The organism is Hominiventricola filiformis, assembly GCF_020686965.1.
Lineage (GTDB): Bacteria > Bacillota > Clostridia > Lachnospirales > Lachnospiraceae > Hominiventricola > Hominiventricola filiformis.
In genome coordinates this window covers 402,348-424,438 of the sequence record NZ_JAJEPS010000001.1, presented here as the reverse complement: position 1 = coordinate 424,438, position 22,091 = coordinate 402,348, and the positions used below count along the sequence as shown (strand labels likewise).

22 protein-coding genes are annotated in these 22,091 nt (G+C 45.5%); 16 read left to right on the top strand and 6 right to left on the bottom strand.

The genetic code is table 11. From position 1 onward, the window contains the following. The first annotated feature begins 3 nt into the window (after nucleotides 1–3). The 6 genes from LKD36_RS02170 (at nucleotide 4) to LKD36_RS02145 (ending at nucleotide 5,344) form a co-directional block, all read left to right on the top strand. Complete coding sequence (locus tag LKD36_RS02170; protein WP_308458481.1) at nucleotides 4–1,182, top strand: MalY/PatB family protein; 1,179 nt, start codon at nucleotides 4–6, stop codon at nucleotides 1,180–1,182. Nucleotides 1,183–1,200: 18 nt separating this feature from the next. Next, entirely contained in the window at nucleotides 1,201–1,821 is a 621-nt protein-coding gene (locus LKD36_RS02165; protein ID WP_308458480.1) for a peptidase C39, read from the top strand. 12 nt (nucleotides 1,822–1,833) lie between these two features. Then, entirely contained in the window at nucleotides 1,834–2,946 is a 1,113-nt protein-coding gene (locus LKD36_RS02160; protein WP_308458479.1) for a M20/M25/M40 family metallo-hydrolase, read from the top strand. Nucleotides 2,947–3,192: 246 nt separating this feature from the next. After that, complete coding sequence (locus tag LKD36_RS02155) at nucleotides 3,193–3,450, top strand: heavy-metal-associated domain-containing protein (RefSeq protein WP_308458478.1); 258 nt, start codon at nucleotides 3,193–3,195, stop codon at nucleotides 3,448–3,450. Between the two features lie 376 nt (nucleotides 3,451–3,826). Beyond that, complete coding sequence (locus LKD36_RS02150; protein ID WP_308458477.1) at nucleotides 3,827–4,483, top strand: HD domain-containing protein; 657 nt, start codon at nucleotides 3,827–3,829, stop codon at nucleotides 4,481–4,483. 315 nt (nucleotides 4,484–4,798) lie between these two features. Further along, nucleotides 4,799–5,344, top strand: a complete 546-nt coding sequence (locus tag LKD36_RS02145) for a hypothetical protein (protein WP_308458476.1) — start codon at nucleotides 4,799–4,801, stop codon at nucleotides 5,342–5,344. Between the two features lie 353 nt (nucleotides 5,345–5,697). Here LKD36_RS02145 and LKD36_RS02140 read toward each other — a convergent pair whose 3' ends face one another. Further along, complete coding sequence (locus LKD36_RS02140; RefSeq protein WP_408610900.1) at nucleotides 5,698–7,131, bottom strand: MATE family efflux transporter; 1,434 nt, start codon at nucleotides 7,129–7,131, stop codon at nucleotides 5,698–5,700. Nucleotides 7,132–7,258: 127 nt separating this feature from the next. Here LKD36_RS02140 and xylB point away from each other — a divergent pair, with 127 nt between their 5' ends. From xylB to LKD36_RS02115, 5 genes are all read left to right on the top strand, one after another. Next, nucleotides 7,259–8,728 (top strand): xylulokinase, encoded by a 1,470-nt coding sequence (gene xylB / locus LKD36_RS02135; protein ID WP_308458474.1) that lies wholly within the window; start codon nucleotides 7,259–7,261, stop codon nucleotides 8,726–8,728. A gap of 169 nt (nucleotides 8,729–8,897) precedes the next feature. Continuing rightward, a complete protein-coding gene (locus LKD36_RS02130; protein WP_308458473.1) occupies nucleotides 8,898–9,347 on the top strand; it encodes an Lrp/AsnC family transcriptional regulator in 450 nt (149 codons plus the stop codon). Nucleotides 9,348–9,391: 44 nt separating this feature from the next. Next, on the top strand, nucleotides 9,392–9,595 hold the full coding sequence (locus LKD36_RS02125) for a DUF378 domain-containing protein (RefSeq protein ID WP_308458472.1): 204 nt from the start codon (nucleotides 9,392–9,394) through the stop codon (nucleotides 9,593–9,595). Nucleotides 9,596–9,670: 75 nt separating this feature from the next. Then, the gene (locus tag LKD36_RS02120; RefSeq protein WP_308458471.1) at nucleotides 9,671–10,285 is read left to right on the top strand and encodes an HD domain-containing protein; all 615 of its coding nucleotides are present in this window, start codon (nucleotides 9,671–9,673) and stop codon (nucleotides 10,283–10,285) included. A 68-nt stretch (nucleotides 10,286–10,353) separates the two neighbouring features. Further along, the gene (locus LKD36_RS02115) at nucleotides 10,354–11,643 is read left to right on the top strand and encodes an aminotransferase class I/II-fold pyridoxal phosphate-dependent enzyme (RefSeq protein WP_308458470.1); all 1,290 of its coding nucleotides are present in this window, start codon (nucleotides 10,354–10,356) and stop codon (nucleotides 11,641–11,643) included. 76 nt (nucleotides 11,644–11,719) lie between these two features. Here LKD36_RS02115 and LKD36_RS02110 read toward each other — a convergent pair whose 3' ends face one another. Continuing rightward, complete coding sequence (locus LKD36_RS02110) at nucleotides 11,720–13,036, bottom strand: ATP-binding protein (protein ID WP_308458469.1); 1,317 nt, start codon at nucleotides 13,034–13,036, stop codon at nucleotides 11,720–11,722. A gap of 22 nt (nucleotides 13,037–13,058) precedes the next feature. Beyond that, nucleotides 13,059–13,877, bottom strand: a complete 819-nt coding sequence (locus tag LKD36_RS02105) for an undecaprenyl-diphosphate phosphatase (protein WP_308458468.1) — start codon at nucleotides 13,875–13,877, stop codon at nucleotides 13,059–13,061. Nucleotides 13,878–14,027: 150 nt separating this feature from the next. On the opposite strand from LKD36_RS02105, the gene LKD36_RS02100 reads away from it, so the two are divergent. The 3 genes from LKD36_RS02100 to LKD36_RS02090 all read left to right on the top strand — a co-directional run bounded on the left by LKD36_RS02100 (nucleotide 14,028) and on the right by LKD36_RS02090 (nucleotide 17,384). Continuing rightward, nucleotides 14,028–15,194, top strand: coding sequence for a galactokinase (locus LKD36_RS02100; RefSeq protein WP_118770544.1), 1,167 nt, complete (start codon nucleotides 14,028–14,030; stop codon nucleotides 15,192–15,194). A 131-nt stretch (nucleotides 15,195–15,325) separates the two neighbouring features. Beyond that, nucleotides 15,326–16,012 carry a response regulator transcription factor gene (locus LKD36_RS02095; protein ID WP_118770543.1) on the top strand — a complete coding sequence of 229 codons (687 nt, stop codon included), beginning with the start codon at nucleotides 15,326–15,328 and terminating at the stop codon, nucleotides 16,010–16,012. After that, nucleotides 16,002–17,384 carry a HAMP domain-containing sensor histidine kinase gene (locus LKD36_RS02090; RefSeq protein WP_308458467.1) on the top strand — a complete coding sequence of 461 codons (1,383 nt, stop codon included), beginning with the start codon at nucleotides 16,002–16,004 and terminating at the stop codon, nucleotides 17,382–17,384. Before LKD36_RS02095 ends, LKD36_RS02090 begins: the two co-directional genes overlap by 11 nt. Before the next feature lie 64 nt (nucleotides 17,385–17,448). Here the strand turns inward: LKD36_RS02090 and LKD36_RS02085 are convergent, their stop codons facing one another. Beyond that, nucleotides 17,449–17,841, bottom strand: coding sequence for a VOC family protein (locus tag LKD36_RS02085; protein ID WP_308458466.1), 393 nt, complete (start codon nucleotides 17,839–17,841; stop codon nucleotides 17,449–17,451). 170 nt (nucleotides 17,842–18,011) lie between these two features. Between LKD36_RS02085 and LKD36_RS02080 the strand changes: the two genes are divergently transcribed. Both LKD36_RS02080 and LKD36_RS02075 read left to right on the top strand, forming a co-directional pair. After that, nucleotides 18,012–18,746: an ABC transporter ATP-binding protein gene (locus LKD36_RS02080; RefSeq protein WP_308458465.1), complete on the top strand. Its 735-nt coding sequence runs from the start codon at nucleotides 18,012–18,014 to the stop codon at nucleotides 18,744–18,746. Further along, nucleotides 18,746–19,672, top strand: coding sequence for a SufB/SufD family protein (locus tag LKD36_RS02075; RefSeq protein WP_118770539.1), 927 nt, complete (start codon nucleotides 18,746–18,748; stop codon nucleotides 19,670–19,672). Before LKD36_RS02080 ends, LKD36_RS02075 begins: the two co-directional genes overlap by 1 nt. A 553-nt stretch (nucleotides 19,673–20,225) precedes the next feature. Here the strand turns inward: LKD36_RS02075 and LKD36_RS02070 are convergent. After that, nucleotides 20,226–20,387 (bottom strand): rubredoxin, encoded by a 162-nt coding sequence (locus LKD36_RS02070; RefSeq protein ID WP_118770538.1) that lies wholly within the window; start codon nucleotides 20,385–20,387, stop codon nucleotides 20,226–20,228. Between the two features lie 130 nt (nucleotides 20,388–20,517). Next, nucleotides 20,518–21,915 (bottom strand): MATE family efflux transporter, encoded by a 1,398-nt coding sequence (locus LKD36_RS02065; protein WP_308458464.1) that lies wholly within the window; start codon nucleotides 21,913–21,915, stop codon nucleotides 20,518–20,520. Between the last annotated feature and the right edge of the window lie 176 nt (nucleotides 21,916–22,091).

Below are 22,091 nucleotides of genomic sequence, written 5' to 3'. Positions count from 1 at the left end.
AGTATGGCTTATGAATTTGACAAAATAATTGACAGAAAAGGCACCAACTGCCTGAAATATGATTTTGCAAGAGAACGCGGACACAGCGAGGAGGAGCTGCCTCTCTGGGTAGCAGATATGGATTTTCAGACGGCGCCGGAGATTGTGGAGCGCCTGCAAAGATCTGTGGCTCACGGTATTTTCGGATACAGCGAAGGAAAGGACAGCTATTTTCGGGCACTGGCAGGCTGGTATGAGAAGCATTTCGGATGGACGGTAAACCGGGAGTGGCTGGTAAAAACGCCGGGGGTGGTATTCGCCATTGCAGCTGCTGTCCGTGCATTCACCAAAGAGGGAGACGCAGTGCTCCTGCAGCAGCCGGTTTATTATCCGTTCAGCGAGGCCATTAAGGATAACGGAAGAGAGCTGGTGAACAGCCCGCTGAAGCTGGTGAATGGTCATTACGAGATGGACTTTGAGGATCTGGAGCAGAAAATAGTGGAGCATCAGGTAAAATTATTCCTGCTCTGCAGTCCTCATAACCCGGTAGGCCGTGTCTGGACAGAGGAAGAACTTCGAAGAGTGGGAGATCTGTGTGTGAAACACAATGTGCTGGTGGTCAGCGATGAGATCCACAGCGATTTCACCTGGCCGGGGCATGAGCATCATGTATTTGCAAACCTGGATTCGAAATATGCGGAGATTTCCATTACCTGTACGGCACCCAGCAAGACCTTCAATCTGGCAGGACTTCAGACCTCCAACATTTTTATTCCGAACCGAACCCTTCGGAAGACCTTCAAAAAAGCCATTGATCAGGCTGGTTACAGCCAGTTAAATACGCTGGGACTGGTGGCATGTCAGGCGGCCTATGAAGAAGGGGAGCCCTGGCTTACAGAATTAAAGAAATATTTACTTGAAAATCTGGATTTTTCGAGAGATTATATAGAAAGAAATCTTCCGGGCGTTCATCTGATCAAGCCGGAGGGCACTTATCTGATCTGGCTTGATTTCCGGGATCTTCGATTGCCGGAGGAAGAACTGGAACATCTGATTACGAAGGAGGCAAAACTGTGGCTTGACAGCGGTGCTATTTTTGGATCAGATGGGGAAGGATTTGAGCGGATCAATATTGCGTGCCCGAGAACGACGCTGAAGGAGGCCTTTGACAGGCTGGCGAAAGCCTTGAATTCTCTGGAATAACAGGAAGGAAGAACACTTATGAAAAATCCGCTGCACTATCAGCTTTCTGAATACGACTGCGGTCCAACCGCTATGCTGGATGCCATCAGCTATCTCTTTGACCGGGAGGAAATCTTACCGGAAATTATCAGAAATGTCATGCTTTATTGTCTGGACTGTTATGGCTCGGAAGGGATTCCGGGAAAGAGCGGCACTTCGCGAGCAGCCATGATGTTTCTGAGCAACTGGCTCAATGGCTTTGGTGAGATCCGGAACCTGCCGGTGAGCAGCCAGTATCTGTCGGGAAAAAGTGTTTATCTGGGCAGTGAGAGTCTTATTAATGATGCCCTGCACAGAGGCGGCGCTGTGGTGGTTCGGCTTTATCTTGATGAACCTCATTATGTGCTGCTCACAGGTGAGCATGATGGTGTGGTGGAAATGTTTGACCCTTATTATCGGGCAGAACCTTTTAACGAACAGGATATTTTACTGGTGACAGACCGTGAGACCAGCTGTAACCGGCTGGTGCCGGAGCAGTATTTCAATCAGGAAGGGGAGACCATCTATGCCCTGGGACCTTTTGAGGGCCGGGAAGCGGTGATTCTCTTCAATGGCCGGACGAAACTGGAACCGGAGAAGACGATCGAATACTTTATCTAACACAGGTGACAGATGATGATAAAAAAAGACAGAATTTTAAAAGAGTTTGAAGAACTGATTTCCATTGATTCCCTGAGTTTTGCAGAGAGGGACATGGCGGATCGGCTGAAGGAGAAACTGGCCGCCCTTGGATTTGAAGTCCGCGAGGACAATGCCGGAGCCCAGGAAGATGGAACAGCCGGAAATGTATATGGCTATCTCAAAGGAACCCTGCCGGGAGACCCCATTTTGTTCTCCGCACACATGGATACGGTGCGTCCGGGAATTGGCAAGAAGATGTTCCTTAATGAAGCAACCGGCAAGATTGAGAGCGGCAAGGATACCATTCTTGGTGCGGATGATGTGACCGGGCTGGTGGAAATTCTGGAAGCGGTGCGTCATTTACAGGAAGAGAAGATTCCCTATCGGGATATCGAAGTGATCTTCCCCATTGCCGAGGAGTTGTATATTAAAGGTACGGATGCATTTGATTTCAGCCAGGTGAAGGCAAAAGAAGCCTATGTACTCGACATGGGCGGAGCACCGGGAGCAGCAGCCCTTCGGGCACCATCCCTCATTTCCTTTACCGTAAAGATGCATGGAAAAGCATCTCATGCCGGATTTGCGCCTGAGCAGGGCATTCATGCTATCCGAGCAGTCAGCCTAGCCATCAGCCGGATCGAGCAGGGACAGGTGGATGAAGATTCGACGCTGAATATCGGAAAGATTTCCGGTGGCGAGGGAACTAACATTATCCCGGAACTGTGTACCTGCGAAGGTGAGATCCGCAGTTACAGCCATGAAAAAGCACTGGCGCTGATGGATCAGCTTACCAGGACTTTTGAGAAGGCAGCAGAAGAAGTGGGTGCAGCTGTAGAGGTAACACCGGATATCCGCCTTATTGCTTATGACATCCCAAAGGATGCTCCGGTAGTTACGCATTTTAAAGAGGCATGTGAAAAACTGGGACTTGCCGGAACCCTGACCGAGACCTTCGGCGGAAGCGATAATAATAACTTTGTCCTCCATGGCATCCAGGGCATCGTTCTGTCCAGCGGTATGTATGAGGCACATTCTGTCAAGGAATATACCTATGTACAGGATATGATCAGCGGGGCAGAACTGGTAGCAGAACTGCTTGCTTAGAGATATAAGTAACAAGACGCTCAGAAGTGACAGGCTGTCACTTCTGAGCGTTTTATTACTTTTAAGCCGCGATTCTTGCAAAAAATATCATTTAATTTGCAAAAAAGAATAAGTTTAGACTAACCAAAACGAGATTTTTGTGTTATACTATTGCCAAAGAACGACACCCGGGGTGGGTGTCCGGAGAACTGCTGAAAACAGAAAATGCAGCTGGAAAAAAATTTCACAGAAAAGAGGGATACAGTTATGGTAAAGATGATTTTAGATGTAGACGGCATGGCATGCGGCATGTGCGAGGCACATGTGAATGATGCGGTCAGAAAAGGATTTCAGGTGAAGAAAGTGACCTCTTCCCACAGCAAAGGAACCACGGAAATCATTGCCGAGGAACCGCTGGATGAGGAGAAACTGAAAAGCACCATTGAAGCGACCGGTTACACAGTACTGGGTATAAAGACAGAGCCATATGAGAAGAAAAAATTCTCTCTGTTCCATAGAGGATAAATAAGGGCTGGATCCCTGGCTCGCCTGACCTCGAAAAAGTTCCTGCGTTTTTGGATTTCGCAGGAACTTTTTTGCGTGCGATCTCAATTGAGACCCATGGAGGCTCTTTTTACCGCGTAATCTGACTTGACGCGGGAACTTTTTCTAACAGAATTTCAGATAGACCCGCGAACAAGCTTAAGTGGACCCGCGAACAAGCTTAGGAACACTGCCCGGTCTGCTTGTACTCTGACAGCCAACACTGGTTCCGGTCACAGTTCTCTGAATTTCCAGCCACAACAGGTTTTACCTTCATTTTACAAAAACTTCATAGCTATATGATAGAAGCGCCTCCGCGACAGGGATTATACTAATACCTTGTCAGGAGGATAAGAATTTGACTTATAAAGAAATTAGAAAAAATGAAGAAGTACGTGCCTATCTAAAAAAAGGAAATGAAAATCTCGGAGTTCTCGGTTATACGGATCACTCAGAAGTACATTGTGTGTTGGTTGCAGAACGCGCCGCTTATATTTTAAAGAAGCTGGACTATACAGAACATGATATAGAACTGGCAAAGATTGCCGGGATGATGCATGATATTGGAAATGCCATTAACCGGAAGCAGCATGCAGAATATGGAGCTTTGCTGGCAGGTGAGATTCTGAAGAAGATGGATATGAGTCTGGAAGACCGGATAACAGTCATGTCTGCCATCGGACATCATGATGAATCTGCAGGTGGAGCAACCGATGTAATCAGTGCCGCACTGATCATTGCGGACAAGACGGATGTACGGCGCAACCGGGTGCGTGACAAAGAACCGGCTGCCTTTGATATCCACGACCGGGTGAACTATGCCGTTACCGAAGCGAAACTGAAAGTGAATAAAGAAAAAATGAGCATCGCATTGAACCTGCAGATTGATGAAAATATCTGTACTATGTTTGAGTATTTTGATATTTTTCTCGGAAGAATGATGATGTGCCGGGGCGCGGCGGAGATTCTCGGAGCAAGATTCAAGCTGACCGCAAATGGCAGTAAAGTATTATAAAAATAGTTTACTTTTTCTTGTCTGTATGTTTTAATAAGACTATCAATTCTGTTATTTTCTAAAACATCAGGAGGTGGTCTTATTTCCTATTATTATCAGATGCTGGCAGAACAGCAGCGAATCCAGAAAGAAAAAGAACGAATTCAGAAACAAATTTTCAAGTTACCTGCGGGGACGATTTTTTGTTTCCAAAATGGCTCTAGTGTCAAATGGTATAAGAAAGACGGAAAACAACGTCAATATTTACCTAAAAGTAAACGAAAGTATGCAGAACAGCTTGCAGTAAAAAAATATTTGTTACTGCGGATGAAAGAATTGATTCAGGAAGAGCGAGCGGTAGGCAGCTACATTTCTCACCATCGGGAATCTGTGTCGGAGCAGATGCTGGCACCGGACAGCCCATACTCTGAACTTCTTGCACCGTATTTTCAACCAGAATCCAGTGACCTTCAGTCCTGGATGGAATCCCCTTATGAACAGAATAAAAAGTATCCAGAGCAGAAGATTTACGGTACAAGTGCCGGAATTCATGTCCGGTCAAAATCCGAGTCTATGATTGTCTATCTTCTTCATGATTACAAAATTCCGTTCCGATATGAAAGTGAACTGGAACTGGGACAAGTGACAGTTTATCCGGATTTTACAATCAGGCATCCGAAAACAGGAAAGCTGTTTCTTTGGGAGCACCTGGGAATGGTGGATGAGCCTGCATACCGTAGAAATGCCTTGTCAAAACTGCAGTTATATATGGAGCATGGCTGGATTCCATCCGTGAATCTGATATTAACTTTTGAGACGAAGGAATATCCACTGGATATGGCTTATGTGGAGGGATTGATAAAGGATTATTTTGTGAAGTAAGCTTGTTGTGTCCGGAACCAGTGCTGAAAGCAGGGGAATAAACAGTTCCGGCGGCATCCGTAAGCTTGTTCGCGGGTCTATATGAAATCCTATTGGAAAAAGTTCCCGCGTCAAGCCAGATTGCGCAGTGAAAAGAGCCTCAATGGGTCTCGATTGGCTTTGCGCAAAAAAAAGTTCCTGCGAATTCAAAAAACGCAGGAACTTTTTCAGGGTCAGTCGAGCCAGAGACCCAAGCCTGGCAAATCCCCCTAGCCAGAGACCCAGGCAACTGGCCAAGAGGCAGCAGTTGAGCCAGAGACCCAGGCAACCGGCCAAGAGGCAGCAGTTGAGCCAGAACCCCAGGCATCCCAGCCTCACACCATCCCGCATTCTTTCCATTTCCCGGTCCGGTATCTTCCATAAGAGATCAGAAAGTTAGCGGTCCAGCCGATGGGAACGGCGCACCAGACCATGGCAATTCCAAAACGGGGAGCGCAGGTCATGGCGACGATGACACGGATGGACAGGTTGACCAGATTGGCGACGGTGAACATGACCATATCACCGGAACCGCGCAGGAGACCGTCTACGGACATTTTAAAACCGATCATACAGAAGAACCATCCCATGAAAGTGAGGTAACCTTCTCCGGTCAGAAAGGCTTCTGTGGCACCGTCGGTACCAAGGAAAAGAGCAATCAGTGGATGATGGAAGCATTCCATACTGATGCACAGGATGACAGCACAGAAGATGACCATCCGGACAGCAGCATGATAGCCTTTTACAACACGGTCCGTCTTTCCGGCACCCAGATTCTGTGCAGTGTAGGAAGAGACCGCATTTCCAATGCCTGACATGGGAACTACACAGATGCTTTCAATACGCATGGCAGCGGAGAATCCGGCCAGTGCGGCGGATCCGAAGCTGTTGACCACAGACTGTACCAGCATCATACCGATAGAAACGGTGGATTGCTGCAGGATGGAGGGAATGGCAATGCGGGTCATGGAAACCAGCTCTTTTCCGTCGAAGACAGAGTGGCTCTCTGAAAACGCTGTCATTGCTCCGACACTACAAGAAGAGTCATCTATGGAAGATACTGGTGATGATATTTTTTTCAGAATCTTTAGCAGTACAAGCATGGACAGAACTGCTGAAATTCCCTGCGCGATCAGCGTTGCCCACGCTACCCCGGAGACACCCATGTGGGCACCGGCTACCAGAAGATAGTCAAGAACAATATTAAAGAGTGAGGAAAAAATGAGAAATCCAAGAGGAATTCTTGATTTTCCAAGGGCATTGAACATGGCGGAAAACACGTTGTACATGAACAGAAACGGCAACCCAAGAAAATAAATCCGCAGATATTCTGAAGCCATGGAAAGACAATCCGCGGGTGTGTTCAGAAGAACCATGATTTCCCGGCTGCAAAATAATCCGAAGATGCCAAGCAGCAGACTTAAGCCAAGAAAAGCCAGAGATGCTGTGTAGATGGCAGTCTTCATGCGGTCATATTTCTGTGCGCCGAAATACTGGCTGACGATGACAGAAGCACCCATGCCTCCGCCAATGGCCACGCAGATAAAAATATTGGTCAGTGAATAGGAGGCTCCCACTGCGGCCAGCGCCTGCTCACTGACAAAGCGGCCCACGATGGCAGAATCCGCCATGGTGTAAGTCTGCTGAAATAAATTGCCGATAATGATTGGCAGTGCAAATATAAAAAGTGCCTGAAACGGCGGTTTCTTAATTAAATAATCCTGTTCCAATGGTTTGTCCCTCCACACAATCAATTCTTTCCCTATCATACGTCAAAAAACTGAAAATGTCACATGAAAGTTATTTATTGAAAAAGCAGGTGGGATAGCGTAATATAAGAACAGAGAATGTGCATATGTGTATGTACAGGTAAGAGGGATTAAAGGAGGACATCATATGCTGTATATTGGAGTGGATCTTGGAACATCCGCAGTCAAACTGCTTCTCATGGACGGGGCAGGACACATTGAAAAAATTGTATCAAAAGAGTATCCGATTTATTTCCCACATCCGGGTTGGTCGGAACAGAATCCGGAGGACTGGTTTGCGCAGACCATGGACGGATTGAAAGAACTGCTTTCTGAATGTGATAAGAGTCAGGTGGCAGGTATCAGTTTCGGCGGTCAGATGCATGGTCTTGTCATCCTGGATGAGAAGGATCAGGTGATCCGTCCGGCGCTGCTCTGGAACGATGGCCGTACTTATGAGGAATGCGATTATCTGAATAACGTGATCGGAAAAGAAAAGCTTTCCGAGTATACGGCAAATATTTCCTTCACCGGATTTACGGCACCGAAGATTCTGTGGGTGAAGAATAAGGAACCGGAGAATTTTGCAAAGATCAAAAAGATCATGCTGCCGAAGGATTACATTGCATACAAATTATCCGGTGTACACTGCACGGACGTATCCGATGCATCCGGTATGTTGATCTTTGATGTAAAGAACCGCTGCTGGTCCAAGGAAATGATGGAGATCTGCGGTATTACCGAAGAGCAGCTGGCAAAAGTATATGAGTCCTATGAGGCAGTAGGAAATGTGCTTCCGGAGATCGCAGAAGAGCTTGGTATTCCAAAGACCGTTAAAGTCGTAGCAGGAGCAGGTGACAATGCGGCAGCTGCTGTGGGAACCGGAACAGTAGGAGACGGAAGATGCAATATTTCTCTGGGAACCAGCGGAACTATCTTCATCTCTTCTGAAAAATTTGGTGTAGATAAGTACAATGCTCTTCATGCATTTGCTCATGCAGATGGTCATTATCATCTGATGGGCTGCATGCTCAGTGCTGCTTCCTGCAATAAATGGTGGATGGATGAGATTATTGGAACCAAAGATTATGCAGCTGAGCAGAAAGCCATTGAGAAGCTGGGCGAGAATCATGTATTTTTCCTGCCGTATCTCATGGGAGAACGTTCTCCTCATAATAACCCGAATGCAAGAGGAACCTTCATCGGTATGACCATGGACACCACCAGAGCGGACATGACTCAGGCGGTACTGGAAGGTGTAGCATTTGCCCTGAGAGATTCTCTGGAAGTGGCAAAATCCCTTGGCATCCACATTGAGAGAACCAAGATCTGCGGCGGCGGAGCTAAGAGCCCACTCTGGAGGAAGATGATTGCCAATATCATGAACCTGAAGGTGGACATGATCGAGAGCGAGGAAGGCCCGGCCCTTGGTGGAGCTATGCTGGCAGCCGTAGCCTGCGGTGAATATAAAAATGTAGAAGAAGCAGCGGAGAAACTGGTGAAAGTTACTGGTACCGTAGAACCGGATCCGGAGCTGGCAGCAAAGTACGAAGAGAAATACCAGCAGTTTAAACAGATTTATCCGGCATGCAAACCGCTGTTTGAGATCATTAAATAGGACGATAAAAAATTTCCAACAGTTTTCACTGAAAATTGTGCAAAAAATATATTGCAAAACAGAAAAATTTATTGTACAGTATAGAAAAATTAAATGATGTACATGAATGGGCATGGAAAGAGGAATTCTTTTCCATGCCCTTTTTTATTTCAGGAAGGAGCACACCGTTATGGATAGCATGGATCGCAGTATTTTAAAATGTCTCAGTGAAAACTCAAGAAGATCAGCAACTGATATCAGTCAGGCAGTCCATCTGTCAGTGGCAGCTGTTATCGAAAGAATCCGGAAGATGGAGAGGAAGGGAATTATTCAGCAGTATACGATTGTAGCAGATCAGCACAAACTGGGAAATGACGTAACTGCGCTGATGGAGGTTTCGCTGGAGCATCCGAAATATTATGATGAATTTACAAAGGTAATGGCAGACAATGAGAGTATTGTTGCCTGTGATTATCTGACCGGTGATTATGATTTTATGTTGAAGATCCAGACCCAGTTTTCCGAGACGCTGGAGCATCTGCACAGAATCATCAAGAGTATCCGTGGCGTCTCTGCAACTAAGACGTATTTCGTATTAAAAGAAATTAAATGCGGACAGACTGCAGTTGGTGAAGTATAGTCTTACGAAGGCCGGATATACTAGGTGCAAAAGGAGGTAAATCTTTGATGAACAGAGGTTTAGATTGTTTTGCACTGACATTGGTAATTATAGGAGCGGTAAACTGGGGACTGATCGGCTTCTTCCAGCTTGACCTGGTAGCATGGTTATTTGGAAACTTAAGCTGGATTTCCAGAATTATTTATGCACTGGTCGGTTTATGCGGACTTTATATGCTCTCGTTCTACGGTCATTTGTCCGGTGAGTAGACACATTATGTCTTGCTATTTTTTTTGTGTTATGGTATACTGACGAAGAAATTGGGGTAGAGGGTGTACAGGAAAATGGCAGTCAGTATAACAGATGAGTTGAGTTCTATGTTAAAAAACAGCGAATTTCCGCTTTATGAACGTGCTGTGATGTTTGCAGCAGCAGCGCACAGCGGGATGACCCGTAAGGGGAGTAGAATTCCCTATCTGTCTCATCCAGTGGAAGCCGCAGCAATTGTGGCCGAGATGACGGATGATGAGGAACTGATTGCCGCGGCAGTACTCCATGATGTTGTGGAGGATACACCGGCGACATCCGAAGAGGTGGAAGCATTTTTCGGAAGTCGGGTAGCACACTATGTGGCGTGTGAGACCGAGGATAAAAGGAGGGATCTTCCTCCGGAGTCTACATGGATGATCCGCAAACAGGAGACAATCACTTTTTTGCAGAAAAAGGCAGACAGAAATGCCAAGATGCTGGCGCTGGCTGATAAATTGTCCAACCTTCGTGCGATAGCCAGAGATGTAGACAGCGTGGGTGATCGGATCTGGGAGAGATTTCACCAGAACGATAAGAAGATGCATGGATGGCTTTATCGGCAGACAGCCGAAGCTCTCCGGGAACTGGCTTCTTACCCCGCCTGGAAGGAATATGATCGACTAATAAAGAAGGTATTTGAACAGGAGTAATCACAGGGGGGCTGTAAATCCGTAGAACCGGATACAGCTCCTTCTATTTATTATAAGGAGGACATAAGATGACACCGTACAGTGAACTTGGAAAAGAGGAACTGCTGAAACTGAAAGAAGAACTGACTCTTCAGTATGAAGATGCAAAGGGCAAGGGACTGAAGCTGGATATGTCCAGAGGAAAGCCAGCTCCGGCACAGCTTGACATGACCATGCCGATGATGGATATTTTCACCAGCCATGCCGATATGAAGGACGAGCAGGGTGTGGATACGAGAAACTATGGCTGCCTGGAAGGAATTTACGGAGCACGCCGCCTGCTGGGTGAGATGCTGGGTGTGGACCCGGAGCACGTTATCGTATTTGGTACCGCAAGCTTAAATGTCATGTATGACAGCATTTCCAGATCTTATACGCATGGTGTCATGGGAAGTACTCCGTGGTGTAAGCTTGATAAAGTAAAATTTTTGTGCCCGGCTCCGGGATATGACCGTCATTTTGGTATTACCGAGCATTTCGGTATCGAGATGATTACGATTCCCATGACCGCAGAAGGCCCGGATATGGATCTGGTAGAAGAGTATGTAAAGGATCCGGCTGTGAAAGGTATCTGGTGTGTACCGATGTATACGAATCCGCTGGGAATTACCTATTCTGAAAATGTCTGTAAACGGATGGCAGATCTGAATCCGGCAGCAGAAGATTTCCGTATTTACTGGGACAATGCCTACTGTGTACATCATCTGTATGATGAGGAAGAGAAACAGGATCATCTGCCGGAGATGCTTTCCATGTGCAAGGTAAATGGAAAAGAAAATATGATTCTGGAGTTCGCCTCCACCTCCAAGATCAGTTTTGCAGGCGCTGGTATCAGCTGTATCGCCGCTTCCAAGGACAATCTGGACTGGGTAAAGAAATCTATGACCGTACAGATCATCAGCCATGACAAGATCAACCAGCTGCGTCATGTACGTTTCTTCAAGGACCTGAACGGTATCAAAGAGCATATGAAGAAACATGCAGCTATCATGCGTCCGAAATTTGAACTCGTGCTGGATGTGCTGGAGAAAGAGCTGGGCGGTCTGGGCATCGGTACCTGGACAAAACCACTGGGAGGATACTTCATTTCTTTCGATACGATGGAAGGCTGTGCAAAGGCTGTATACCAGAAATGTAAAGATGCAGGCGTTACTCTGACCACTGTCGGAGCAACCTATCCATATAAGAAAGATCCCCATGATACCAATATCCGAATTGCACCGTCCTTCCCGTCCATGGAAGAACTGAAGCAGTGTGCAGAGCTGTTTGCACTGTGTGTAAAACTGGCAAGTGTGGAAAAACTTCTGGAAAATAAATAAAAATGTGAATAAGATGAAAAATGCACCCACCGGAGAAATTCCGGTGGGTGCATTTTTATGCCGGAAGAGGCAAAGATTATTCAGCAGCAGGAGCCATGCCTGCCATATAGTTGATAAACTGCTGTGCAGTTCTTCCGGAGATACCGCCGTGGCTTAATTCCCACTTGTTGGCCTCTGCGCACAGTTCCTCATCGGTCAGCGTGATGGACGGATAACGTTTGCGGAGTTCTTTCACAATGGTGAAGTATTCCTTTTGGGACGGCTTTCCGTAGTAGATCGTTACACCGAATCGGGCCACCAAGGAGAGTTTTTCCTGCATGGTATCGGAGCGGTGCATACCGTTCTCGTTTTCCATGTCGTTGCGGTCATTCCAGCTCTCCTTGATCAGGTGACGGCGGTTGGATGTTGCATAGATCAGGACATTATCCGGACGGGTCTCCATGCCGCCTTCGATGACTGCCTTCAGAAATTTGTATTCAATCTCGAAGTCCTCGAAAGAAAGGTCATCCATGTAAATGATAAAGCGGTAGTTCCGGTTTTTTACCTGTGCAATGATGGAGGACAGATCCTGGAACTGATGCTTGTAAATCTCGATCATACGAAGTCCCTGATCATAATATTCGTTGAGCAGTGCTTTGATGCTGGTAGACTTTCCGGTACCGGCATCTCCACAGAGCAGTACGTTGTTGGCCGGAAGTCCTTTGACAAATGCCTCTGTATTATCAATCAGCTTTTTCTTCTGGATCTCATATCCGATCAGATCTTTCAGAAGAACGCTGTCCGTATTGTTGATAGGCAGGAATTCCACTCCATCTTCCAGGTGGCGGATACGGAAAGCACGATTCAGGCCGAACATACCTACACCATAAGCTTTGTAGAAATCAGTGACGATGGTAAAGATCTCTTCTTCATCAGCGGCCTTCTCGATTCGTTCGCTGACTTCCTGCACATGTTCACTGACATTGCGGTTGTACATCCGTTCCTTTTTCGGAATGGAGTGGTAATTGCAGACCGTAGAGAAACAGTCGATACCAAGATCTTTTTCAATGGGACCAAAGTCAAAGTCAAACAGTTTTTTGAATACGGCGAAATCTGCTTTTGCAAAATGATTGACGGTACCGTCATTGGCACCTACCTTCTCACTGGTCATGCTGAAAGAGTTTTCATTGGTCAGCAGGATGAAGGTCAGATAATTGTGCCACAGATTTTTGTCGAAGCCATACTGGGTAGAAAGATCGAGGAGCGCTTTCATCTGCTCATAGATCCGGCTGGTCAGATTTTCTTTTTCTGCGAGATCAAGTTCATAGTCGCGGAAGATGCCGGACAGCTTTAAGAGGATGCTGTCTTCTCCAAGATCACGGTATAAAATGAGTTTTGCGATTTCTTTGTACATTTTCTTTCTCCCTTATGTATGATTAGCCCAGGAACAGGAAGTAACCCAGGACAAGAATACCGAGTACAATACGGTAGTATCCAAACGGTTTGAAATCATTTTTCTTGATGTAGTTCATCAGAAATTTGATGGCCAGGATGGATACGATAAATGCGGTCAGCATGCCGACGATCAGGATGGCAAGCTCATAGCCGGTAAAGTTGAAACCGAATTTTACCAGTTTCAGAAGACTGGCCCCGAACATGATCGGAATGGACAGGAAGAAACTGAATTCTGCTGCCACATAGCGTGATGCACCAAGAAGAATACCTCCAAGGATGGTGGAACCGGAACGGGAAGTTCCCGGAATCAATGCAAGGATCTGGAAGACACCGATCAGAAGAGCGGTGGACCAGGGGAGGGATTCCAGAGATTTGATACGTGGACGGCGTTTTTTGTTATAATTTTCGACAACGATGAACAGCACGCCGTACAGGATCAGGGTGACAGCAACGGTCTGATAGTTATAGAACAGTTTATCCAGCAGATCGTCAAATGGAAGACCAATAATGGCAGCCGGAAGAGCAGCTACGATGACCTTGAACCAGAGAATCCAGGTATCTTTTTTGATCCATCCGTTTTTTGGGGAGCAGAACGGCCACAGTTTCGGAAAATACAGAACGACGACAGCCAGAATAGCACCCAGCTGTATGACCACCAGGAACATTTCCATAAAATCATGAGTGACATTCAGCTTGACAAATTCATCGACCAGAATCATATGTCCGGTGCTGGAGATGGGAAGCCATTCTGTGATTCCTTCCACAATACCCAGGAAAATGACTTTTAAAAATTCTAACATGGTACATACTCCTTAGAAAAAGATATTTTTATTTATTGTAACTACCTGCTGTTAAAAAGTCAACGTAACAAATTCTTAACAAAAACGTTGATTTATGCTATGATAACTAAAATATATGTCGATTTCAGAAACTATGGGAGAAAAGAGGGTATGAAACAACGGCTGATTGATAAGTTTCAGGAAATTTACGGGGAAGATGGTCCGGTCAGTGTCTATTTTGCACCGGGACGTGTGAATCTGATCGGGGATCATACCGATTATAATGGCGGGCATGTGTTTGCCTGCGCGATTGCTATTGGAACCTATGCAGTGGCGAGAAAAAGAGAAGATAACCGCTTTCGGTTCTATTCTCTGAATTATCCGGAGCAGGGAATTCTGGAAATGAATTCCGGACAGATGTATTACCGGGAAGAGGACGGTTGGGGGAATTATCCCAAAGGTGTTGTCCGTACGTTTATGAAGAAGGGGATTCAGGTAAAGGGTGGACTTGATATTCTGTACTATGGAGAGATTCCGAAGGGACTGGGTATAGGTTCTTCAGCATCCCTGACGGTGGTGACAGGCCTGATCTTAAGGGATCTTCTGGAAATTCCGGATCTTAGTATGGTGGATATCGCATTGTTCAGCCAGCTGACGGAGAATGAGTATTTGAAGACGGGCGGCGGCATTATGGATCCATTTACCATTGCCATGGGAAAAAAGGACCATGCGATCCTGTTGGACACGAGCAATCTTTCTTATATATATGCGCCGCTGCAGCTTCCGCATGAAAAAATTATTATTACCAACAGCGGAAAACCGCGTGACGGTGTGGAGGACTGTGTCAGACAGCGCCGGAAAGAATGTGCGGAAGCACTGAAGGAGCTGCAGACGGTCATTGCTATCAGTAATTTGAGTGAACTGACAGCGGATGTCTTTGAAGAAGTACAGGAGATGATCAAAGACCCTGTCTGTTTAAGAAGAGCGAGACATGCAGTAACGGAGAATCAGCGTACCATGGAAGCGGTGAAAGCGCTGGAGGCCGGTGATGTGGAAGAATTCGGCCATCTGATGAATGCGTCTCATATTTCGCTGAAGGAAGACTATGAGGTATCCGGCCGGGAACTTGATATTCTGGTAGAAGAAGCATGGAAAATAGGAGGTGTCCTGGGTTCCCGCATGATGGGAGCCGGATTTGGAGGTTGTACCGTCAGTATCGTGGAGAACAGTGCAGTCAATGATTTTATCAGCCAGGTCGGTGAAAATTATTACGCACAGACCGGACTGAAAGCAGAATTTTATGTGGTAGAGACAGGTAACGGGGCTACAGTTTTGTAGTCCCGTCTTTCTTTCTTAAAAAGTCTTAATTCTGCCTCTCGGGTCTTTCTTTAAACAGGACGGACATGTTACACTTTCATTAGAAATTTGCCAGGAAGAAAAGAATACAAAAAAAGAAGGGTGGTGAATCCATGACAGAAAAACAGACGATTCTGATAGCAGATGACGAACCGGAGATCAGGGATGTGTTGCGTATGATGCTTTCAGGAGAAGGATATGAAATAATAGAAGCCTGTAATGCAAGAGAAGCGGTAGAGCAGGCAGAAAAGGCAGATCTGATCATTCTGGATGTGATGATGCCGGGAGAATCCGGGATCTGGGCATGTGAACAGATCAGGGAGAAGACGATGGTTCCGGTTTTGTTCCTCACAGCCAAATCCGGAGAACACGATAAAGTGCAGGGATTTTCGGCAGGTGGTGACGATTATTTGGTGAAACCATTTTCTTACATGGAACTATTATCGCGGGTAAAAGCACTGCTCCGGAGATATAAGGTCTATCAGGGACGGGAAGAAAAGTCGGAGAAGCTTGTATGTTACCGGGATATTACCATTGATCAGGAGCAGCAGACTGTGATGGCAGGCGGAGAGAAAATTACGCTGACAGAGATGGAGTATCAGATTTTATTGCTGCTCATTTCCAATCCGAAGAAAGTATTTTCCGTAAAAGAAATCTATGAGACAGTCTGGAAGGAAGCATTTTTTCCCAATTCCGGTAATACGGTGATGGTTCATATCCGAAATATCAGAAGAAAACTGGAAAAGGGCGGACAGTCCTATATTCAGAATATCTGGGGAAGAGGTTATTGTGTCAATTAGGAAAAACAGATGGTGGAGCAGACTGACAATGGAGCTGATCGCACTGAGCGGAATTGCACTGCTGACTGCCATTTTGGTATCAAGAGCAGTAGGAACAGCGGCCATTCAGTGGGCAGTTACAGAAGCATACTCCGGCACAAAATATGAAGACAAAACCGAAGAAGTGCTGAAGGATCTGGACCAGTTTATTGTAAAAAATAAGGTTACGGAACAGAATATAGAATTATTGGTTGCCTGGGTACAAAGGCAGAGAGATGTGTATGTGACGTTTTACCGGGATATTGATCCTATTCTTGGACCGTATATGGCTCCTGATTCGCCGGAAACAGATTCCTGGGATGATGATGATGCATTATATATGGAAGGGGAAGCAGAAAATCCGGATGAGATAGATTCAGCCGAACTATACCCGACCAGTAACTATCATGACGTGATGCTTTATGACGGAACCGTGATTAAAGTGGATATGGAGGTTTATCTGGATGTAGATAATCTTTATTGGGTTGATATTGCAGAGTATGGATCAGGAGCAATTGTATTCATTTTACTTCTCTTTGCATTGATTCACCGGAAAATCCGGTATGTCAATCAGCTGGAGCAGGATCTGAAGGTGCTGGGGGGAGGAAATCTGGAGTATCCTATTACGATCAAAGGCAGGGATGAACTGACCAGCCTTGCAATCGGAATTGAATCACTGAAGAATGGCATTCTGGAAGAGCAGCAGATGAAGGCGGAGGCGGAAAAAGCCAACATGGAACTGGTAACGGCCATGTCCCATGATTTGCGGACACCGCTGACTTCGCTGATCGGTTATCTGGAGCTTCTCAATATGCATCGGTATGAAGACGAGGAGCAGTTGAAAAAATATCTGGAATATTGCCGGAAGAAGGCATTTCAGATGAAAAAGGTCTCAGACAGGCTGTTTGAGTATTTTCTGGTTTATGGCAGAGAAGAAAAGGGACTGCAGCTGCAGAAGATTCCAAGTGTGGAGCTGGCGGAAGATCTCTGTAATGGACAGTTTTTTGACTGGCAGGATCATGGCGGTACCATTGAATGCCAGATTGAAGAACTTAAAGGAATTGTACAGGTGGACAGCGAATATATGCAGCGCGTCATGGATAATCTTATCTCCAATCTGAAAAAGTATGGAGATCCGGTGTACCCGCTGCGGATCGAGGCTTCGGAGCAGCCGGATATGCTGCATATCCAGGTCACGAACCATATTCGTGACCGGAAAGACCATCTTGAGAGTACGCAGATTGGTCTGAAAACCTGTCGAAAAATTATGGAAAATCATGGGGGAAACTTTACCTGGAAGCAGGAAAATAATGAATTTATGATCACAATCACGCTTCCCCTTGTGAAAGCATAAAGATACCGCCCACCCTGCAGAAAGGAATGTTTCTACAGGGTGGGCGGTATTTTCGTGTCCTGCTTTACAGGAACTGATTGAATTCGACTTTTTCTTTGTTGGCGCCCTCGATGGTGAAGAATTTTACACCGTTTTCAAAGAACGGAAGAGAATGAATGATATCATTTGTATTGTTAAGACCTGCTTCATTGACAAAACGGAAAGCTTCCTCGATGTCTTTAACGTTGATGGCGATGTGGTCAACAGCACCCGGCATGAGCTTTGGTTCTTTTGTCTCATAAGTCTCGATCACCAGGTCATGAAGCTTGAAGAAAGTAACTCTTCCGCCAGCCTCTGCGTTGACGGTTTCATAGATGGTGTCAAAGCCCAGTGCATGATAAAAACGGATGGTTGCGTCCATATCTCCCGTAGGAACTCCGATGTGCTGTACTCCTGTTGCAATTTCTTTCATATTCATGAATATACCCTCCTTGCGGATGCACCGCATGTATTTATAAATAGTGTAGCCTTTGTCGGGCAGTTTTTCAATAGGTTTATGAGAGAAATGCGAGAAGAGTACTTGCAATCATTATAAAAGCCAATATAATAGGTATAGATTACAGGTTTTAGAACTACAGGAGAAAAGACATGTTAAGAACAGAAGAGTTAGTTGTGAAGGTAGATGATGAAGGTGGAAAGAAATGTCTGCTGGATCATATTTCGTTTGAAGTAAAAGACGGAGAAATGCTGGTAATTACCGGCCCGAACGGAGGCGGTAAATCGACACTGGCAAAGACACTGATCGGTATCAACAAACCTGAGAGCGGAAAGATTTATCTGAACGATGTAGATATCACTGATTATGATATCAATCATCGTGCAAATGCAGGAATCGGTTATGCATTCCAGCAGCCACCCAGATTCAAGGGAATGCCGGTCTCGAGACTTTTATCACTGGCAGCAGGAAAAGAGCTCACAGAGCCGGAATGCTGCAGAATGCTTTCTGAAGTCGGACTTTGTGCAGAAGAGTATGTGAACCGGCAGGTTGATGGAACGTTATCAGGCGGTGAGATGAAACGAATTGAAATTGCCACTGTGCTTGCAAAAGAGCATAAGTTGTGTGTATTTGACGAGCCGGAAGCAGGAATTGATTTGTGGAGCTTCTCGATGCTGATCCAGAAATTTGAAGAGATCCACAGACAGAAAAAACAGAGCCTGATTGTCATCTCTCATCAGGAGAAGATTATAGAGATGGCAGACCAGATTATGATAGTTGATGACGGTATCATAAAGAGAATGGGAAGTAAAGAGGAAGTGCTTCCTTATCTTAACGGCGTTAAGAAATGTCATGAATGCGCAGACCGGATGGAGGGGAAATTTTAATGGTAAAGCTTGATAATGTTACGGAAAATGTGCTGGATGTGATCAATGATCACAAATTTGAGCAGAAAGGTGCCTATAATCTCCGCCAGAATGGAACGTCCATCTGTCATGGTGACAGTGAGCATATTAAGATTAAGAGAAAAACAGATAAGCCGGGAATTGATATTTACATTGATGGAGAGACCAAAGGAGAAGCTGTCTATATTCCGGTCGTAGTAAGTGTGTCAGGAATGACGGATGTGGTCTATAATGATTTCTATGTGGCAGACGGAGCAGATGTTTCGATTATTGCCGGCTGCGGTATTCACAACAGTGGATGCAATGAGAGCCGTCATGACGGCATCCATACGTTTCATGTAGGAAAAAATGCCAACGTGCGTTATGAAGAGAAACACTATGGGGAAGGCAATGGAACCGGCGGAAAAGTATTAAATCCTGTGACCAATATTTATGTGGGAGAAAATTCGGTATTTACACTGGATACAGCACAGATCAAAGGAGTGGATTCCACTCTCCGTGAAACAAATGTAGAACTTGCAAAAAATGCAAAATTATTTGTGACGGAACGACTGATGACAGATGGAAAGCAGCAGGCAGAGTCCAATATTGAAGTACAGTTAAACGGTGAAGACAGCTCTGCGCAAATCATTTCCAGATCAGTAGGAAAAGGGGAGTCTGTGCAGACCTTCCATCCGAATGCAATCGGAAACAGCAAATGTCAGGCGCATATCCAGTGTGATTCCATTATCATGGACCATGCGGAGGTAGGCTCTATTCCGGAAATCCGTGCTAAAAATGTGGATGCAGCAATCATCCACGAGGCAGCGATCGGACGAATCAACGATGAACAGCTTCTGAAGCTGCGCACGCTTGGCCTGACAGAAGAAGAGGCAGAAAATGTTATTATACAGAATTTCCTGAATTAAAAAAGAATAGAAAGATGGTGTAAAAAGGGGCTGTTGCAAAATAGATGAGTAATCATCTAGTAGCATATGTACAGCCTCCTTTTTATTTATCACACTATTCCGGCATGGTTTCATGCAAACGGAGGCGGGTCGAAGGACTTCGCCTCCTTGTGAAATATTTTATGTGAAGGCAGCACTTCCCTCGCAGCTGATCCATTTGGGTATATGGAATGTTTGTGCCTCTACGCGCCCAATATTTGCAGTGAAAAAAATATTTTTTGCTATATAGTTTCAGAAATTAAACAAATTGGACATATAGAGATTCTTATGCATCTTTTGCCCAAATTTTCCTGATTTTTTGGGCATCTGATATTACAGATTTTCTATATATCCAAATCAAATAACAAGACTTGTTTTTTATGGAATTTTCGCGTGTCTGCACTGCCTGATTGGGCAAAAAATAACATTTATTTTCTATCTGCCCTACAAAATAGAAAATAACTATTAAAATCACACAAAAAGGACTGATACAGAACAGATGACTCCATCTATTCTGCAACAGTCCCCTTTATTTTTATTCGTTTACTTCAGAAAACTGGTCTTTTCCTACATTACATAACGGACATTCGAAATCTTCCGGAACATCTTCCCATTTGGTGCCCGGTGCAATGCCGCCCTCCGGATAACCTTGCTCTTCGTCATATTCCCATCCGCATACATCACATACATATTTCATAAGATCTGCTCCTTTCTAAAACAGTAATAATTACTGTTATTGCATTCGAATCATATACCTGTCATATGAAAATGTCAAGGGAATTATAAAAAATGAAGTGAAAAATTGACAACGCTGTTCGTCTTATGTTTTAAACTCCTTTCTCATTCAATTCCCGATAAGTTTTCGCAATAATAATTGCCGAAATGAGAAAGGTCAGGATATCCGATACCGGCATGGAATACAGTACACCGTCCAGACCGAAGAACACTGGCAGAAGCAGGGCGAAGCCCACGCCGAATACCACCTCACGGAACATGGACAGGAGCGTGGACGAGAGTGCCTTACCTACTGCCTGCAAGAAGATGAAGCATGCCTTGTTGACGCAGGCGAGGATCATCATACAGAGATAAGTACGGAAGGCTTTGATGGCGAAATCGGTGTAGTAGCTGCTCTCATTGGCGGCACCGAAAATATCGATGAGCTGACGGGGACAACCTTCAGCCAGTATAAGTGCCAACGCACCCACCAGAGCCTCAGTGAGCAGCAGCCTGGTGAACAGCTCCCGGACACGGAGCTTCTTTTGCGCACCCATGTTGTAGCCCACAATGGGAATACAGCCTGCCGCCATACCCACCACGATGGAAATGACAATCTGGAAGAATTTCATTACAATACCCACGACTGCCATAGGGATCTGTGCATATTGCTCCTGCCCGAATACAGCGTCCAGTGTACCATATTTACGGAGCATATTGTTGATGGCTGCCATTGCCGCTACCAAACTGATCTGGGAGAGAAAGCTGGTGATGCCAAGTGTCAGCATCCGTCCGCAGATGCTCTTATGCAGGACATAATCGCCGGAAGCAGGCTTGATAACTTTCATATTCATCAGATACCACACTGCAAGGAGCGATGTGAGTACCTGCCCGATGACTGTTGCAACAGCTGCACCCATCATGCCCCACTTAAAGCAGAAGATGAAAATAGGGTCAAGGATGATGTTGATAACAGCACCGGAAAGCGTAGAGAACATGGCAAACTTGGGGTTGCCGTCGGCGCGGATGATGGGGTTCATGGATTGTCCGAACATATAGAACGGAATACCCAGCGTAATATAGAAGAAGTATTCCTGCGAGTGGTGAAAGGTTTCTTCATTGACTGTGCCGCCGAACATAGCAATAATGCTGTTCGCAAAAATGAAATATACCGCCATTAAAACAAGACTGGTGGCAACAGATAATACGACGGCGTTGCCAACGCTGCGTTTGGCTTTCTCCAGTTCATTTCTTCCAAGAGCCATACTGACAAAAGCACAGCAGCCGTCACCGATCATGACGGCAATGGCCAGTGCCACCACAGTCAGTGGGAAAATAACGGTGTTGGCCGCGTTGCCATAAGAGCCGAGATAGCTTGCATTTGCAATAAAAATTTGATCAACAATGTTATAAAGTGCACCTACTAACAGTGAGATGATGCAGGGGATGGCGTACTGCTTCATGAGCTTGCTGACACGCTCTGTCCCTAAAAACTGATTTCCAGTATCCATAAAAATTCACCTTTCTTTCAAAAAATAAGAAATGCGTAAATCCAAAAACATCCGGACTTACGCATTTCAGCTACACGAGTTGCCTATCAAGTTTTTTTTCATTTTTCCATTTTCCACCTCGATTCCATAAAAAAGCGTGTGGCGTTTTTGCAACTGGATTTACGCAAAAACGCCAC